The following is a 16,783-nucleotide window of genomic DNA, read 5'->3' on the forward strand; positions in this document are numbered from 1 at the left end:
CACTGCTCGGCATGGCAACACTGTTTACACAGTGTTTGATCCACCCCACGCATCCTCCACAGGCCAAAGATATTTACTCAAAAAAAACGCGGAGAGGATGTCTCCTCTCCGCGTCGTTGGCTACCCTACTGGATTCTTGCCGATACGTATTCGGCATCCAAAAGCGCTATAAGCGCTTTGAGACCATCCACGTTATCAACCTCGTCAATGCACATACGCGCATAATCTGCGGCGGTATAGCCTTTCTCATTTTGGGCGCTATGGTCAGCCCCTTGCTCCAACAGCATTCGCACAAACGCGTAGCGTTCATTCAAATCGGTCTCATATGTGACTTCAGCGGCATAGTGGAGAGGCGTATTGCCGGAGTTATCTTTCGCATTGATGTCGCTCCCCAATTCGAGGAGCTTTTCAACGGTCTTGGATTTTCCATCGATGCACGCATAATGCAGCGGGGTCACTCCATCGCAATTTGCGACCAAGGGGACATCAAATTTCTGGACGAATTGCTGGATAAAGTTTGCCGCCAGCATATCATCACGCTCGTCAACAAAGCGGCGGGCCGCGTAGTGGATGACGTTGAGGCCGTCATTATCGGTATTCGCAATCACATCAGCCGTCTTTTTGCGCCTGAAGATGGTGTTCACAAACCCAAAACCGCCCCTCATGCACGCAAACATAGCCGCTGTCCGTCCGGAGAAGTCCACGCGGTTGCTGTCTGCGCCGCGTGCAGTCAGGAATTTAAACATCTCAACGTCATTGGACACGATAACATGATTCAGCGGCGTGGTTCCGCCATCCTGCGGCGCGTTGATATCGACGCCATTTTCAACCAGCAATGAGATCATATTCTTGCGCAGCTCATCCACATCGACACTGGTGTACTGCGGCGCCCCCCTCTCTCTCAGGTCATATTGGTCCTGCATATCAAGAGCCAAATGTATCAACGTCTTGCCACTTATACCGTGCACAAGGCTCAGGTCCGCGCCACGGTCAACAAGCTCGCGGGCAACCTCAAGGCACCCGAAATGCACCGCGCACATAAGGGGCGTGTAGCCGTCATTGTCCACGTAATTGATGTCCGCTCCCGCATCGAGGAGAATACGTGTCGTCTCCAGCCTGTCCTGTTTTGAGTGATACGCAAAGTTCGTTATGTTGCGGTTCAGGGCTGTACTGTCGTCAAAGCCGCCAATAGCCATAACATTGGCGCCCCGTTCGACCAGCCACTTCGTCACATGAGGATTCGACGAGCCCGCGGCGTGCAGAAGAGCCGTCGCTCCATTATCGGATGCCTCTTCAATCTCAAGAAGCCCCCGCTTTTCGAGAATCTCAAGCACACCGATCACAAACGGATAGTACTGATTCTTAATGCGTCCACAAATCTTATGAACAAACGCCTCGCCAAAATAGCCTAAATGCGTGTGGACAGGCGCCCCGGCATCAAGAAGAACCTCAATAAGAGACAGCGCCGGCAAGTCGCCGGACCATACGTCCATGACGTGTTCAAGGATCGAGTCCTCGTTGCGATACAGACCTGTATTTTTATACTGATCTATAAGGCGGGACTTGACGATGTACTCTACGTCGCACCCAGCCTCGATAAGGGCCTTGAAAATCTGCAACGTCTCCTCGACACGGACATCAGGATTCCTCCGGTGACCCCAATCAAGCGCGAGGGAGAGGTAGTTTTCCACACGGTGCGTGTAGACATCGTCCTTGAACTTCCGTGTAAAGGTGCGCTGTATATTTTCCGTCCGCGCAATGATTCGTGTAATCACATCCACGGAGTGCTTTTTTAACAACGCAAGGCGCAACGAATCGGCCGACTCATAATCGGCCGTGCCGCACTTCAAGTGTGGATACGTATCGAGGTAGAAAACAAAATCAATTTGATCTGGGTCACAGCAAGACATCATAAAGTCAAAGAAGGTGAGATAACCGGCAGTGCCATCCGCGTAAACCAGCTCAAACTTCCTGTTTATATCCCACCCGTTGTCAACATACAGCTTCAAAAGACGGCGCTGATGGTGGCCGTGATAAGCGACAATCACGCCCATGAAAAGCATGTTGCTTGTCAGTTCCTGCGGGCTTTTTCCGCTCAGCACCCTCCGGTCCACGGGGAAGGGCTTGCCCTGCATGCGGTAGAGGTCGGCGATATGGGCAAACATAGCGAACACTTCATCGTCGGAAGGGAACAGATCCCCACGCGGAGACGGAGTCATGATCATAGACTCAAAGCTCAAACCATGCTTGTCCACAAAATCAAGGTCTGCGCCCCGGTCAACAAGCAAGGTGACCATCTTTCGCTTGTTGAACCACACGGCGTACAACAATGCGGAATGCCCATGCGCCTCAATGCGCGCGCCGCGCTCAAGAAGCCACTGCACAAGCGCTTCCGGCTCCTTGAGCATGTCGCTCCACCCCACAACGGCGCAGAGGAGCGTCATTTCACGCATGCCGTGCTCCACAGGAGCATTGAGGTCCACACCCCGGTCAAGAAGCGGCGTGATAAATAAAATCTTCTCGCGCGTGAAGTACTCGCCGCTCATGGCAATCTGGCGCACCATCTCGATGCTGGCGTCAGTACCGTCCGCGTTCTGCACCATTTTTCTCAGTGTTGCCTTGTCATAAAAATCGACAGGCACCGGCAACACATTGCCGCGTTCCTCATTCACGCGGACAAGCTGCCTGCGCTGCTTTTCGTCAAAGCAATCCTTCCGCAGGAAGCCCTTGACCTGACGGATATCATCATCAGAAAAGGCAATACCCGCGCGGAAAAGCGCAATGAACCGGTCCGAGTTGCGGGCTTGCAGCGCTTGCACCGCCAGAGAAATGCTCGAGCCCGTCGCAAGGGGCTTTCGGATATTCAAAAGGTCCAGACCATGCGCGCACAGCCGCGACAGCACCCTCTCAAAGTTCCAACTCCCCAGAGACGACGTGCAGGGCAGTTCCCTGTTTTCAAGGGCCACGATGAGCGGGGTGGCTCTAGGCTCTGCCGCATAATTCACATCAATTCCCGCCTCCAAAAGATGGTCCAGCGCCTTCAGCGAGAAGGTTTCGCGGCCAAGCAGAAAGGCAAGTGCTGTCATCCCGCGCGAGTTCAGGGCATTGATGTCCACACCTGTTGCCAGCAGAACATCCAGTAAGTCCTTTGCGTAATATTTCTGGGTGACGAGCCAATGCAGGAGTGGCTCGCCATCAATGGTGGCTGGCAAGTGGTGCCCGTGCTCAACAAAGGCTTTCCACACATTTTCATTGCACGTACGCGCAACCTGCTCCAGCAAAGACGCGGCCTCATCATCACTCCTGCCGATTGGCGCACCCATACCGAGGAGCATCCGCGCCACTTTGGACTTTTCGTATTGCACAGCATATTGGAGCGGCGTTATGCCCTTCTCATCAGCGTCGCCCACGGTCTGCTCTGTCAGAACACTTGCAAGCCGCTTTACATCGCCGGACTTTACCATTGCCTCAATCGTTTTTTTTCTAAAGAACATATATTATTCACCAAGAAGTATATGTAGTGTCATGAAATGGTACGTATATTTCCCTGTCTCGCCGGATTCTTTCTTCGCATACTCGCCGCGGACAACAATCTGCCCATCGGCGTAATCCAGCGCGCCATTCACAATGCGAACGCCTTGCTCTTCCGCAAACGCGGCAAGGGAGGCGTTGGTATTGTCCTGTGCCTCGCGCATCACAAGAGCTGGCACCATGCCAGAGTGACGCGCAAAAACGTTCTGCGCATGCTCCTCGCCTGCCTGTACAATCCGAAATGATGCGCTGTCAGCTATATAGCGTATCCGGTCTTGCAGCGGTGTCGCACTACTGCGCGACGCATAGTTCACATAGCCGGAACGCGCGTCATTGGGCACGCCGCCCAGAACAATGAAAACATCGTCTGCACAATTTTTCGCGGCATTGATGGCCTGCCCAACGGGCGTCATATCGCCAGTAACGAACTCCGTCGTTGTTGTGTACACGTATAGCGCCACGTGCCCATCATCAGAGGCGACAACAACGGAGGTATCCACATATTCCGCGCACCGCGCCGCCAAGGCCTCATGCCGCGCCACATAGGCGTTCTTCGCTTCCCTCTCGCGCTCTACCGCAGAGGCGATGCGCTCCGGCTCAAGCGTCTCGAATTGTACAAGGAAAACGTTCCCATCCTCATCATCATAGAGTCGGCACAGGTATCCGTCGCCTTTGCCATGGCTCGAATAGTCGGTCCTGAGCTGCACGGCGCCCGCGTACTGCTCATGCAATACACCCTGAACAGCCTCCTCCAGCGCGTCCCTTTGGGCCTGCTCCTTGGCCTGAAGCAGAGTTACCGCCCCCCACAAAAGCCCCGCAACAACAAGCGCCGCGGCCGGGATGTACAGGAATCCCCATCTGCCCGTTGTGTACAAAAACACAACGCTCATCCCGTAAACGGCCGGATAGACCAGAACCAAAAACGCAAAGCACAACGACAGCCTCGACTCAAGGTTCACGCCATTTATGCCACTGAGGGCCATCACCGTCGCAGGCAGCGTCATCACGGAAAGAACAGCAGGCAGCCCGAGAAGAACCACCAGCCCTATTTTTATCATGCTCATCATATGCCTATCACCTTGTAGAACAGGGGCAGCCTGCATTATCGCCGGATTCCTCAGCAAGGACCACAGGGGGCGGCAAGCGCCGCCCGGCGTGGCGCTAGCGACCACTTCCAAAGCGCCGCCAAGCTCCTCACCCAGAGCGCCCAGCGCCCCTCACCCACAAATTCCCTGCTCTTCGCAATAACTGCGGTCCCAGCTTATCCAAACGATTCCCATTCTATGTCAAGGCCGATCTTAAACCGTCAAAAGTCCAACACCAGCCCATCCACGCATTTCGAGGCGTATTTTAAGGCATGGTGGAGCATGTGCGCCATAGGAAAGCATGACCGAAGGCCACTGCAAATGGCAAAGCGGACCTCGGGCAAATGCCCAAAGTCCGCTTTCAAACGTCTTGCAGAGGTTTTTTCGGCGACGGCGGAAGGCCCCTCTGGCAGAGGCGGGCGTGACGCGACCTCATAATAACGCCCCCCCACGCACCACAAAGCGCGGCACCAACACAGTGCCGCGCAGAGAGTCACCAGAGTCTATTGCGGGAAAAAGAAGGACAAACCGGGCGCGCCAAGGGCAACAGCCTTACGCCGGACCATCCGAAGGAATGGGCCTACGACTGACCAGCGCCGGGCACAGCAGAACACAGCTCTGCAATAAGGCCCTAGCTCTTGGGAGGCGGAAGCGTCTTGCCGCACTCTTTACAGACGACAGGCTTATTTCGCTCTTCCAAGCGCACCGTCTGGCTTGCGCCGCAACGGGAGCACACGCGCCGTAGGTGAAGCGCGGATTGAATCGCTGACAAAATCTGCAACATGGCTGTGCCCCCCCTTTGGCGTTGGCAGTTCGCCCCACCTGCCGCTACAGCAGGTTGTTGTCCAAAACCAGCGACGACAACGACACCACGCCGACGACCTCCCCGTTTTCCTCAACGGGAGCGCTCTTGATGCTGGTCATATTCATAAGCCTCACCGCGTAGCGGATGTCCATATTGGCGGGCACCGTAATGATGGGCTTGGTCATGATTTCATAGGCGCTGACGTCCCCGGCATCGAGACCGGGAACGATAACCTGCTCCACCAAGTCGGTAATGGTTACCATGCCCCACGCATCATCGTCATGACGACGCGCCACGAGGATTTCGGAAATACGCTTGCTGCGCATCTGCTCCGCAACCTCTTTGGCCGAGGCCATGCCGTCAACGCTCACTATCTCTCGCTTCATCACATCGCGCACACGTACGATTGCCGCCATGCTTCCTCCCTCTCACGTCCCATCCGTGGTGAAAGAACTTACAGGTACTTCTCCCGTACCTCTTCCTTGAACCGCTCAATCTGGCTCTCCATGCCCACAACCTGCTCCACCGGCAGCACAAAAGCGATGCCCGTGCCCGGTTTATGGAACTCCCCGGCCTCTTCAATAGCGGCAACAACGGGCTTCACAAGGTGCTCCTCTATCAGGAACATGACGATGTCCGTCTGATCCTCCAACGTCAGGCCAAAGAAGGTCTTGGCCTCACGCATCCCAGTGCCGCGGCTGGGGATAATGGTCGCTCCGGTCGCCCCAGCGGCTTTGGCGGCATCAACGATGGGGTCCGTCTTGTATGTTTTTACGGGTGCCAATATGAGTTTAAACTTCACGCTGCGCCTCCCTCAGGCTCTTTTTGCTCTTTCTCGCTGTCATCCATTGGGTCATCTGTGCATATCCCATCACTGAAATTATCGGAAACAGACTGGCAAAGGCAATAAGGCCAAACCCATCAAGGGCCGGATTTCTGCCCGGCACCGCTTCCGACAGCCCCAGTCCGAGGGCGGCCACCAAAGGAACAGTCACCGTGGATGTGGTCACGCCGCCCGAGTCGTAGGCAAGGGCGACAATCATCTTTGGTGCAAAAATTGTTTGTATAATGACAATGACATATCCGACAAGAATGTAAAGATACAGCGGGGTTCCGGTTACAATGCGGAAGGCTCCGAGGGCAATGCCAAAGGCCACGCCAATGGCAACAGTTATCCGCAAGCCCCACTGGCTGATGCCACCGCCGGACACCTCCTTTGCCTTAATAGCCACCGCAAGCAGCGACGGCTCGGCAATGGTGGTGGAAAAGCCGATAAGCGCGGCAAATAGATAAATCCAGCCATACGCCGACCACTCCGAGGCCGCCTCTGCCCCGCCAAGCAGAAACGTCGGCTCCGTCAACTGTGTCGCCATCATTTTGCCAAGAGGGAACAGCGCCTTATCAAGCCCCAGCAGAAAAAGCGTCAGGCCAATCACAACATAGACGCCCCCGGCAATCATCCGCTTGGGGTGCGGGACAGGCTGGCGGAGCACAAAAAGCTGAAACCCCACAAGCAGGGCAAGAATCGGCAGAACATCGCGACAGGTCGACAAAAATGCGCCTGAAAATTCGGTGAAGAACTGCACATGGCCCCCTTATTTGGCTCCGAAAAGGACAAGCCCATAGCCAATAACGGCAATCATGGGCAACAGTGAAGCAAAGGCAATGAGTCCGAAGCCGTCAACAAGCGGATTTCGCCCTTTGATGATCGAGGCAAGGCCCACACCAAGCGCGGCAACAAGCGGCACGGTCACCGTCGAAGTGGTCACACCGCCCGCATCGTACGCAATACCCACGATTTCATGCGGGGCGAAGATGGTCATCACCATAATGACGACATAGCCGCCGATAATCAGATAATGAACAGGCCAGCCGCGCAGAATACGCAGCACACCGATAAGAATGGACACCCCAACGGAAAGGGCCACGGACAGCCGAAGCCCCATGGCATAATCATTCATGGCCTTTTCGCCGCTTTCGATAAGCCCGCCTTGCGCGGCAACACTTGCAGCCTCATCCGCAACGGCAATGAGCGAGGGCTCTGCAACTGTTGTGGCGAATCCTAGGGCAAAAGAGAACGCCAGCAGCCAAAACAGGCTGCCCTTGCGGGCCAAGGCGTGCGCCATCTGCTCGCCGATTGGGAACAGACCGATTTCCAGCCCCTCCACAAAAAGCGCCAGCCCAAAGACCACCAGCAAGCCACCTTCCATCACTCCAAGAACATTGGGCAGAGGCTGGCGAAGCACTGCGCCTTGGAAGAAGGCAATAACGAAAATGATGGGCAGCAGGTCCTTCAGCGACGACCAAAATCCCAGCCCAACAGTTCGCGATGCGGATTTTACAATTGCCAATGTACTCTGCTTGTCCATCCACCCTCCGCCCTTATGAGGAGCGCTATCATATAGATAAGCTACAACGATTCCTATTATACCTATAGGCTGATCGCTTGACTTTCAACAGAAATCGTCAGGTGGATACTGTCGCTTGCCGGACAAAAAGGGAGAAAAGCAAGACCTCACCCCGCACGAGACGACGCAACAAAACGTAAGATGCAGTCTTTTCATGCAAATCGCGGCAAAGAGAACAACACAGGGACAAAAGCTCCGCAGCCTGCACTATCGTCATACGCGCAGGGACAAAACTCGCGGGACGGCCCTGCAGAGAGCGATACCTCTGCCACTCGTCCTGCACCCTCGCCTGTATCCATGCGACGCGGGCGATTTCTTACAGGCCCTGAACCGAAATGCCACGCCCCCTAGACCACACGCGCCCCTTAGGAATTGGAGCGAAAAGCCTTTTCATTAGCAGCACGAGGCGAACCTCTTCGACTGTGGCTCGTGCGTGAGAAGCCCGCATAACACTCATCCCCCCTACCCGCGCCCCCCACAGGACAACAGCTCATAACTTTCCTCTAGCACACGACTCACGCTACAGAGGAGGTCAAGATATTCCGCAAAATCCGACCCTAACCGTATGTGATACTCATCATAATAATGAAAATCATCCATAACAGTGACTATCGTTTTTTGCAGAATAACAAACGCTTCGCGTGGCAAGCATACTGTTGCATTCTCGTCTATAATGTATTCATAATTATAAACAAGATAGTCATGATACTTCTTCGCCCGCTCACGGGGCACGCCCAAAACTGACTCATAATCAACATTATGAAATGCATTCAGCACTTCGTTGAACGAATTCGCAAGGTCACGATATTCATCCTTCGTCATGCATACAGTACACATATTCTGCTTATCAACGCCTACTTCCTGTAGGCGCATACCTGAGCAATCATCACCTTTCCAATTCGCTACTGAACACAACTCTTGATCCTCACCAACAGCATTATCCACGCATTGACAAGTTAAGACGCGGCTCTCTTCGAGCATCAGGTTCACACCACAAAGCACGTCGAGAAACGTGTAGAAATCGTGCTTGAGGCGCTTTTCGTAGGCCTCAAACTCCGGATAAATACGTATAAATGCCAAAAGAAACCGCTGTACACGTTCCAGCGTACGTCTCTCGCAATGGAGTTCCACTCCGTCCCATGCAATAGCCTCAAATGAGCACGGCAAAACTCTTTCTATATCTTCCCCATCCGCCTTCGACAGTCCAATCCCCAAGTCCTCTTCCATATCGTGCAGAACGCGCAGCACCTCATCCTTTGCCCGCAGCAAAACAGTATATTCGAGCGGAGAACAGAGTACACAACACATCACGCCACCATTCACACACTCTCTTGCTCTCATTCTCATACATGTCACCCACTGTTGTCTTTATCTCCCCGACGAGGAGTATTCTGGTTTATAAACGACACCGCAGCGCCACTCCTCAAACTGCCCAATATCATGTTTGCAAACAGCATCTAGAATATTGTAAGAACTGTTGGCAAGGCGTGAAAACACGTTTTTGGAGCAGGCTCACCGAACTTTTGAATTCTCTGGCGCGGCAGCCTTTTCTCTTCCATGGCCCACCCTGGCCATGGGCGATAGAGACCAGCCCTCAGCTTCGCCAGACACAAACTCCTTGCGATGGATAACACCGCGCGGGGCAGCCCACTCTGTACCTCGGCTCCAGATGCTTCACGCCGCCAGTATCACCGCGTCGCAGACGCCTCACATCACACTAAGGAGCTTTTCATGGACAAGAGTATTCTGGACTACGAAGAACATATCTGGGACCTGACCAATGAAAGCCGCGAGCACATGGCGAAGCTCAACGAGGCGGTGTACTCAACAATCTCTCCCGAGGTCTACGACGACGGCGCCCTTGCGCGGCGCGATAAAAGCTTGATGGCGTTGGCCATAGCCATCAGTCAGGGGTGCGGCCCATGCATCGTCTCCAAGGTCGACCAATCCCTCACGTCCGGCGCAAGCGTTCAGCAGATCGTGGAAACCTGCCAGGTCGCCATTTCCATGGGCGGAACCCTCGCCTGGTCCAACTGCCTCCCCGTCTTCGACTACCTCCGCGCCAAGGACCTGCTGGATACGCCAGAAGGCGCGTAGTGCGTACCTGGGCATCGCACCTCCCCACTCAGCAGCACACACAACAACAGGCCGCCGAAACCATTCCGGCGGCCTGTTTTATCCGTTACGACGCGCACCTTACCCGGCACACAACAAGGTCCAACAGGACAATACAGGCGACGGCTAAAAGAGCGAGCGCCCGGCCTTGACCATCTTGATATAGTCGCTCCACTGCCCCTGCAACTCGCCACTGGCGCTAAAGAGTTTCAGCACCATGTTGTAGGTGACGATTTCCTCGCCGGAGCTGTCCTTCTCGCGCGAGGAGTTCAATTCGGTTCGGACGATGTAGTCAAAATTGAGCGCGCTTTGGTCCATAATCCGTACCACGCCGGAGTTCAGCAGCACTTCATTGATCTTGTCCGTGATGTCCTGATGACGCAGGCGCTCTTCATCCGTATTGTTCAGCACCTTACCAACGATGATTCGCGGGCGGCTATCGCCCCAGCTTCTGACCAGCCGGGACTCCAGCATTTTGTTGGTGATCTGATCCGCAAACTGGATAAAGTCCGTATGGTCCAGCGTCGCCTGATTGTGGACGCGCGTTTTATGGTCAATAAGCTGCACCTTGCCGCGTCCATGCCCGCCAGACGGCGAACCACTTCCGGTCACACAACCGCACAGCGCAAGGCTTGCCAACAGTCCGCATACAACAAAAACTTTTCTCAACATTGTCCTCTCCCGCACTACAGCATTCTCACATTGATAACAAAGCCCCATGCATCGGGATGCTTTCCGACGAACTTCACCGGCTGCAGCATATTCGGCGTCATGTCCTCCTGCTGCCACACACTGTACGACTCCACAGGAAAACCTTCCCTATCCAGCCATTGGACATTCCACTCAATGTGGTAATACGTGTCCGCCAGATTCTGCAGTGTTACCGTTGCGCGCGTAAAATTCCCGACCTTGCCGAAGTGAACATTCGTCAGCGCCAGATTATCAAGCAGAGCCTTATCGCCGACAACGAGCTTCGCTCTTCCCTCAGCGTAAATGACGTGTTTTGTTTGAACATCCGTCGTCAACGCCTGTCCCTTGTTGGACGTCCTCTGCACGCAGCCACCAAGGGCCACGGCAGACAGCAGCATCCCTATGAGCAGTACCTGATAAAACCGCATAATTCCTCCCGTACGTTATATCCACATCTTGGACGAGTTGAGGGCGCGAAGGTGTCCGTTGATGGACCGGACATACACAACCGCCGGGCCGGACGCTGGCAAGGCCGCCTTAATGCTGCCCATAGCTTTGCCCTTGGCACTGCGCGTCACAATCTTGATCGTCTTGGCATTCTTCGGCAGCAGAAGGCGCTGCACATGGATGGTTGCGGGCAGGCACTCCCAATTCCGGGTATCCGGCACCGCCATATGTTCAATGCCTTCGGCCGCAATTTGCCCAAGGGCGCCAAAGCGGCTCCCTGCGGTTTGCAGTCCCACCACCTTCAAAAGCTCCAGCCCCAGTTCAACCATCCGACCGGGCAGGCTATCCTGCTCATAGCGCAGGCTCATGGCCTCAAAGTCCGCAAGCTGCTCCATGCGGTAGCGGGAGTTGCCATAGTAGACATCGGCCTTGTGCACCGTGGACGGCTCGGACACCAACACGGCCTGCCGCACTGGGGCGGGCAGCCCGCCAATGGGCAGATAACTCGTCTTCACTTGCTTATACGGCGCAAAGCCCTCGCCAAGAATAACGTGGACCAGCCGCTTGTTGCCCGGAATGCCCTTGCGCATATCCGTTGAGGCCTTTTTCAAAATGCCGCAATCCGGCGCGAGCTTTGCGGCCTTTTCATAGGCAATGCGTGCATTCTCGCGCTGGGCCTTGTCGAGGTAGCCGTCCACCTCAAGCACAAGAGCGTTCATGTAGTCGGCAAAGGGATTCACAAAGGCGCTGGCAACTGATGCCGCGCGCTTCTCCTGCGACGTATCACCCAGGAGTGCGGTTTTCTCCAAGCCCTTGCCAAAGAAGTCAAAGGACGGCTCGTCCGTCTTCTTATCCTCCTTTGCGGCTTCTTTACGCTTTTCTTCAAGCTTGGCCTGCTCCTCGGCCATGCGCTCTTCAAAACGTTCGCGCTCCGTATTCTGCAAGTCGATTGCGCGCCGCGTAACGTTGTACGCGGCGCGGTCACCCTGCAGCAGATAGCTGAGGGCAAGCATATCGAGCATCATGACGCGCTCGTAGCCGGGGCTGGCGTAACGCTGGATTTCCTTGTTGCCGGTCGCAAAGGAGAACAGCCCACCAAAGAACTTCTTGGCGCCGCTTTCGGCGTAGGACTCCTCGCCCTGCGCCTTCAAAATCTGCTCCGCACCGCCAAACAAATCCGCCGCATCGTCAAGGTAGCCGGAATCCAGCGCGATGGAGCCACGCTCCAGCGTTTCCAGATAACCAATCTCGTCGGCAAACTCGTCTGGGGTCGCGGCGTCAAGGCGCGCGGTGTAGTCCTCAAGGGCCAACTTTTTCCACGCCAGAATATTCTGCCTCTTCAGGAGCAGGTCCTTATACGGCCGCATGCTTTTGGCGTAGCCCATCAGACTCAGGCGCGAGCCCGGCAGTTCAACACCATCGCTTTTGTCCCCGCCGTTTTTCTGCGCCGTGGCATTTTTAGTGGTCTCGTGCTCAGGCGCGTCGGCTTCGTTATTAAAGGGGATAAACTCCGCCGCCTTGTCACTTGCCTTGGGCAGCGTCGTCCGGTCCGCAACGTCCACAAAGACGAGAGACGCGGACACGTAGCCTTCCTTTCCCGGCATACTCACCTGATAATACGAGCCACTTCGCGACAGCACCGTAACAGCGGTGCCTGCCTTCACGCGCCCAAGGGATTTCCCCTTGCGGCTCGGGGTTGCCCGGACATACGTCGTCTTGCGGACCTTGCCTGCGTAATACTCGCAATCCTTCACATCCACAGCCATGAGCGAGGCAAACAGGTACCCCGTAGCATTCTGCGCGGTGCGGACACGGTAATAGCTCTTTTCCGTGCCCAAAACGGCAATTTCCGTCTCCGGCGGAAGCACAGAAATAATTGTGCACTTGCCGGAGGGCTCTTCGCGGAAGTTGCCGTTTTTAATCATCACGCCATCGGCCAGCACACCCTCTGCCCTCTCGCAGGGGGTGCAGACAGGCTCGGCTGGCGCATCGGCCGGTTCTGTCGTCTTTTGCGTTGTTCCCAGTGAGGCGACACATCCCGCCATGGACATGACAAGGAGTGCGGCGCAGACCATTCCCATCAACTTACGACCCACATTCATTCAGACGCTCCTCCTACCAGCCATACGACGGTTGCTGTTCTTCCTCAGCCCCGGCAGCTGGCCTCTTCTCGTGCTGTTTCGCTGCGGGGCGCAAAATATCGCCCTTTTGCGGTGCATCACCAGACACAACGGTGCCCAGCGCCTTGGCCGGGTCAACCTGCTGAATGCGAATGGACGCGACATGGGATTCCATCACGCCAAGGCTGACGCCGGTGTCCGGGTCGATAAGTTCCTCGCCGGGGCGATACACCTCGAAGCGGTCGCCCTTGGCGATACGGCCATCGCTGCCACGGTTGATGTACACGCCGCCGCCAGCCATCACGCCGATGACCTTCACGGGATACAAATCCATCATCACGCGGCGCGTTACTTCGGAGGTGTACAGGTCAAGAAATTCGCTGACGCCGCGCGCCTGCGAAAGGTCCGCCGAGAAGAATATCTTCTCGCCTGCCACCTGCTTACCGGTGTGCACATCCACAATGCGTACAAGGGATTCCACCGATGTGGTCGCGTCCACCTCCACTTCGTTCACGTACGGAATCGCTTCGGCGGTTGTGGTCACGTCCATGCTCCGAAGGTGCCCAAGCAGAAGGTAATCCGCCCCGCCAAGCTGCTGCATGCGCGCTGCTGCGTCCTCACCTGTCAGCGTTGTCTGTAGGCCAATTTCTTTGCCGACCTGCTTGAGGTCCCTGCGCTCAACAACAGAAAACCGTTTGGTGTTCTGCAACTTCACCATCAAGTCTTCCATAAGCCGGTCGCCAAGCCCCTTACGCAGGCCTGCCGACGTAGAATCAATCTCAAAGGCGCCAATGGCTATCTGCGTGAGGTGGGCGGGCTTGGTTCCCTTGCCCAGCTTTGCCCCAGCGTACGAGGCTGTCGCCTTGGCGGACCCGCCCTTTGCCGCGGCCTGCTGCACCTGCGAGGTCACAATGCGCCCGAGGTCGTCCTCGCGCATTTCTCCGGCAATCGGCTCCACCGTGCATATGGTGGACTGCACATTTGTCACCTTGGCCGCGCCAACAGGGGAATTCAGGGTGCCAAGAAGCAGCCCGTTTTCCATAATCTCCTTGCCCGGACGAAGAATCTCGAACACATCGCCAACGCGGACGCCGTCGTTCGCGCCACGGGTCAACGCAAAGCCGCCGCCTGCGGCAACGACCTTGGGCGGCACCAATTCGTCAATGACCCGCGTGGATGCCATGCGGCAAAAGTCATCTTCAAACTGCCGCAAATCCTTGTCTGCCGAAGCATCAAAATTCATCGGACGCGAGCTTTCCAGTTCCACCACGCCGGCAAGCGAAGCGTCCTCCACCCGCACGAGCCGCAAAAGCAAGCGCGCAGAGTGTGAACCTTTGGTCACAGACAAACCAAGCTCCTTCACCGTGGTTGTCTGCTTCTCGGCTTTTTGCTCCTCCAGCGTACCGATGAGCATATAGTCCGCCCCGGCATCAACGCCGACCTGGCGCAAGCGCTCGTAAACGGGATTTCGACCGGGCTCGACCTTTTCCAAGAACAGATTCACAATGCCCCAGATATCGCCAATGCGCTCCTCCTTGCCCCGCTCCTGCAGAATGCGGTGAAGCACTGCGGACTCCACAACGCGGAACCGCTTGCTTCGGGCAAGGTCATTCATGATGCGCTGACCGATGGCATCGGGAAGGATGCGCCCGGCGGGCATATTGTTCGCTCCGGGCACCCGCATGTCCGACTCCGTAATAACGGCAATCTTCGGCGGCTGTTCCGGTTCATCGTCAAAGAACCAGCCGGCATGCGCCGCGCTGGCCATCATAAGCACAAGGGCTGCGCACAAAAAGACACTTCGCTTTCTCATTCTCTCCAGCCCTCCTAGTTCGTCCGAACGATGAAGCCCTTGGAGGCCATGGCGTCGCCCTGCATCTTTGCCACGCAGAACTTCGGCGTCACCTGCACCACGCTGGCCTTCCCGATTTCCATCTCCGCACTGCCAAGCTTTTCACCTGTATACGGGTCCACAAGGTCATCACCCGGCATGTAAATAACCAGCTTCTGCCCCTTGCTGATGCCGCTATCCGCTCCGGCATTAATCCAAATCATGCCCGCGTTCTCCTTCATGACCATCATGGGAAACAGCTTCGCGGTGAGCTTGCGGCTCAGTTCCACAGCCACGTTCTTGACCATAGCCGTATACAGGGAGCTGCTCGGCGTTTTGCTCTTGCTATTGGTCATCTGTTGCTTGGTAGAGATGGAATCCTTGAGCGAAAATGTGCCCTTCACCTCCGCAGTGGCGGTATCCACAACTTGTACGCTCAGCTCCAAAAGGCCGTGGTCCGAGCGGCGGAACTTGTTGTCGATATTGGGAATGGGGGTCACATTTCTGTACAGGCTGTACCGCTGCACTGTGGGGATGAGCAAAAGCTGCGCGACCTTGAGCTTTCCCTCTGCAGCGCCCTTGCCATCGCTAAGGGAACTCTTGGAAAACTGCTGCTCCTCGCGCACGTCCTGCATCAGTGCGGACTGGCGCGTCAGCACGGAAAATTTCTTCGTCCCCTGCAGCGCCTTTTCCAGTTCCGTCAGCATCAGTTCCGTATCAATTCGTGATGCGTTGATGTTCGTATTCACGGCCACCTTTTTGATGGCAATGCGGGGAAGATTCGGACCGGATGCTGACGCAACCGAAACCTGCGTCAACAACGATGCAAAGAAGACGGCTATGGCTACGGCGACAGCCCCTACCTCTCTCTTTCGAAGGGTCACGATGCTTACTCCTTGGTTTGCCTGTCACATTCTCACTTGACCCGAAACACGCTATTCTCCCTAAGAACGACCCTCAGTTACGAATGAGGACCTCCCCGCGTATCAAATTTCACTTTATTTATAAAGTAAAACCGCACAAACATATCGAATCGCTACATAGCGCCGCCAATCCTCTCTATCCATTTCTTATCCGCCATATTCTCGCGACCCAGCAGATGCACAGCGCCGTAGTACGCACCGCCGATTTCACACTGTCAGCTGTGGATATTCTCCCCCCAACACAACACCAGCCCCCGGACAGGCTGGCCTGTCCGGGGGCTGGATGATGACGTTTGCCTGCGCCTTGGGCAGTCGCGCCGGGGCGGCGCAGTCGCGTGGTGGCGCGTGGGGGGCTGGTTACCGGGTCTCGACCTCGACGTAGAAGATAGAACTGGAGTACTTCTTAAAGAGTTCCTTGCCCGTCATGGGGTGGGCGGGGGCGGGGGCTGGGCGGGGGATGCCCAGTTGGTCCAGCATCAGGCCGATATAGTTGGACTTCACGGAGTAGGCGATGCCTTCGACATTCTGCAAAGTGATTTTGGCACTCACAACGCCAATCACACGCCCGCACGAATCAAAAAGCGGCCCGCCACTGTTGCCGCCGTTCACCATAGCGGACACCTGATACTGGGAGGCGGTTTCCTCATAGCCCCGTGTGGAGCTGATGATGCCTTCCGTCATTTTGAGCTGCGTGCCGATGATGCTCGCAATAGGATACCCAACCACAAACACATCTTCGCCCTGAGGGGTCATACCCGTCAGCTTCACAGGCAGCGGCTTGAGGTGTGAGGGGACGGCGTCAATCTTCAAAACAGCAAGGTCCAGCCC

The 16,783-nt window shown here is 55.8% G+C and carries 14 protein-coding genes; 1 reads left to right on the forward strand and 13 read right to left on the reverse strand.

From position 1 onward, the window contains the following. Positions 1-125: 125 nt before the first annotated feature. The 7 genes from ACY69P_RS04705 to ACY69P_RS04735 form a co-directional block, all read right to left on the reverse strand. Complete coding sequence (locus ACY69P_RS04705; protein ID WP_462326719.1) at positions 126-3,494, reverse strand: ankyrin repeat domain-containing protein; 3,369 nt, start codon at positions 3,492-3,494, stop codon at positions 126-128. Between the two features lie 3 nt (positions 3,495-3,497). Beyond that, a complete protein-coding gene (locus ACY69P_RS04710) occupies positions 3,498-4,598 on the reverse strand; it encodes a hypothetical protein (RefSeq protein WP_462326720.1) in 1,101 nt (366 codons plus the stop codon). 846 nt (positions 4,599-5,444) lie between these two features. Further along, complete coding sequence (locus ACY69P_RS04715; protein ID WP_462326721.1) at positions 5,445-5,837, reverse strand: CBS domain-containing protein; 393 nt, start codon at positions 5,835-5,837, stop codon at positions 5,445-5,447. Between the two features lie 38 nt (positions 5,838-5,875). Then, positions 5,876-6,223, reverse strand: coding sequence for a P-II family nitrogen regulator (locus tag ACY69P_RS04720; RefSeq protein WP_404845577.1), 348 nt, complete (start codon positions 6,221-6,223; stop codon positions 5,876-5,878). Then, positions 6,213-7,007, reverse strand: coding sequence for a DUF1538 domain-containing protein (locus tag ACY69P_RS04725; RefSeq protein ID WP_404845576.1), 795 nt, complete (start codon positions 7,005-7,007; stop codon positions 6,213-6,215). Before ACY69P_RS04725 ends, ACY69P_RS04720 begins: the two co-directional genes overlap by 11 nt. 9 nt (positions 7,008-7,016) lie before the next feature. Next, positions 7,017-7,772: a DUF1538 family protein gene (locus tag ACY69P_RS04730; protein WP_459901796.1), complete on the reverse strand. Its 756-nt coding sequence runs from the start codon at positions 7,770-7,772 to the stop codon at positions 7,017-7,019. 519 nt (positions 7,773-8,291) lie between these two features. Further along, a complete protein-coding gene (locus ACY69P_RS04735) occupies positions 8,292-9,152 on the reverse strand; it encodes a hypothetical protein (RefSeq protein WP_462326722.1) in 861 nt (286 codons plus the stop codon). A 408-nt stretch (positions 9,153-9,560) separates the two neighbouring features. Here ACY69P_RS04735 and ACY69P_RS04740 point away from each other — a divergent pair, with 408 nt between their 5' ends. Further along, entirely contained in the window at positions 9,561-9,926 is a 366-nt protein-coding gene (locus ACY69P_RS04740; RefSeq protein ID WP_459901800.1) for a carboxymuconolactone decarboxylase family protein, read from the forward strand. A 144-nt stretch (positions 9,927-10,070) separates the two neighbouring features. On the opposite strand, the gene ACY69P_RS04745 is transcribed toward ACY69P_RS04740, so the two are convergent. The 6 genes from ACY69P_RS04745 to ACY69P_RS04770 form a co-directional block, all read right to left on the reverse strand. Beyond that, positions 10,071-10,616 carry a hypothetical protein gene (locus tag ACY69P_RS04745; protein WP_462326723.1) on the reverse strand — a complete coding sequence of 182 codons (546 nt, stop codon included), beginning with the start codon at positions 10,614-10,616 and terminating at the stop codon, positions 10,071-10,073. A 14-nt stretch (positions 10,617-10,630) separates the two neighbouring features. After that, the gene (locus ACY69P_RS04750; protein ID WP_462326724.1) at positions 10,631-11,062 is read right to left on the reverse strand and encodes a DUF1425 domain-containing protein; all 432 of its coding nucleotides are present in this window, start codon (positions 11,060-11,062) and stop codon (positions 10,631-10,633) included. 15 nt (positions 11,063-11,077) lie between these two features. Further along, positions 11,078-13,183, reverse strand: a complete 2,106-nt coding sequence (locus ACY69P_RS04755) for an SH3 domain-containing protein (protein WP_462326725.1) — start codon at positions 13,181-13,183, stop codon at positions 11,078-11,080. Between the two features lie 13 nt (positions 13,184-13,196). Further along, positions 13,197-15,014 (reverse strand): CsgG/HfaB family protein, encoded by a 1,818-nt coding sequence (locus tag ACY69P_RS04760; protein ID WP_462326726.1) that lies wholly within the window; start codon positions 15,012-15,014, stop codon positions 13,197-13,199. A 14-nt stretch (positions 15,015-15,028) separates the two neighbouring features. Then, positions 15,029-15,916 (reverse strand): hypothetical protein, encoded by an 888-nt coding sequence (locus ACY69P_RS04765; protein WP_462326727.1) that lies wholly within the window; start codon positions 15,914-15,916, stop codon positions 15,029-15,031. A 396-nt stretch (positions 15,917-16,312) separates the two neighbouring features. After that, positions 16,313-16,783, reverse strand: a 471-nt coding sequence (locus ACY69P_RS04770; RefSeq protein WP_462326728.1) for a trypsin-like peptidase domain-containing protein, incomplete at its 5' end; no start/stop codon positions are given.

The organism is Desulfobaculum sp. (assembly GCF_054921475.1).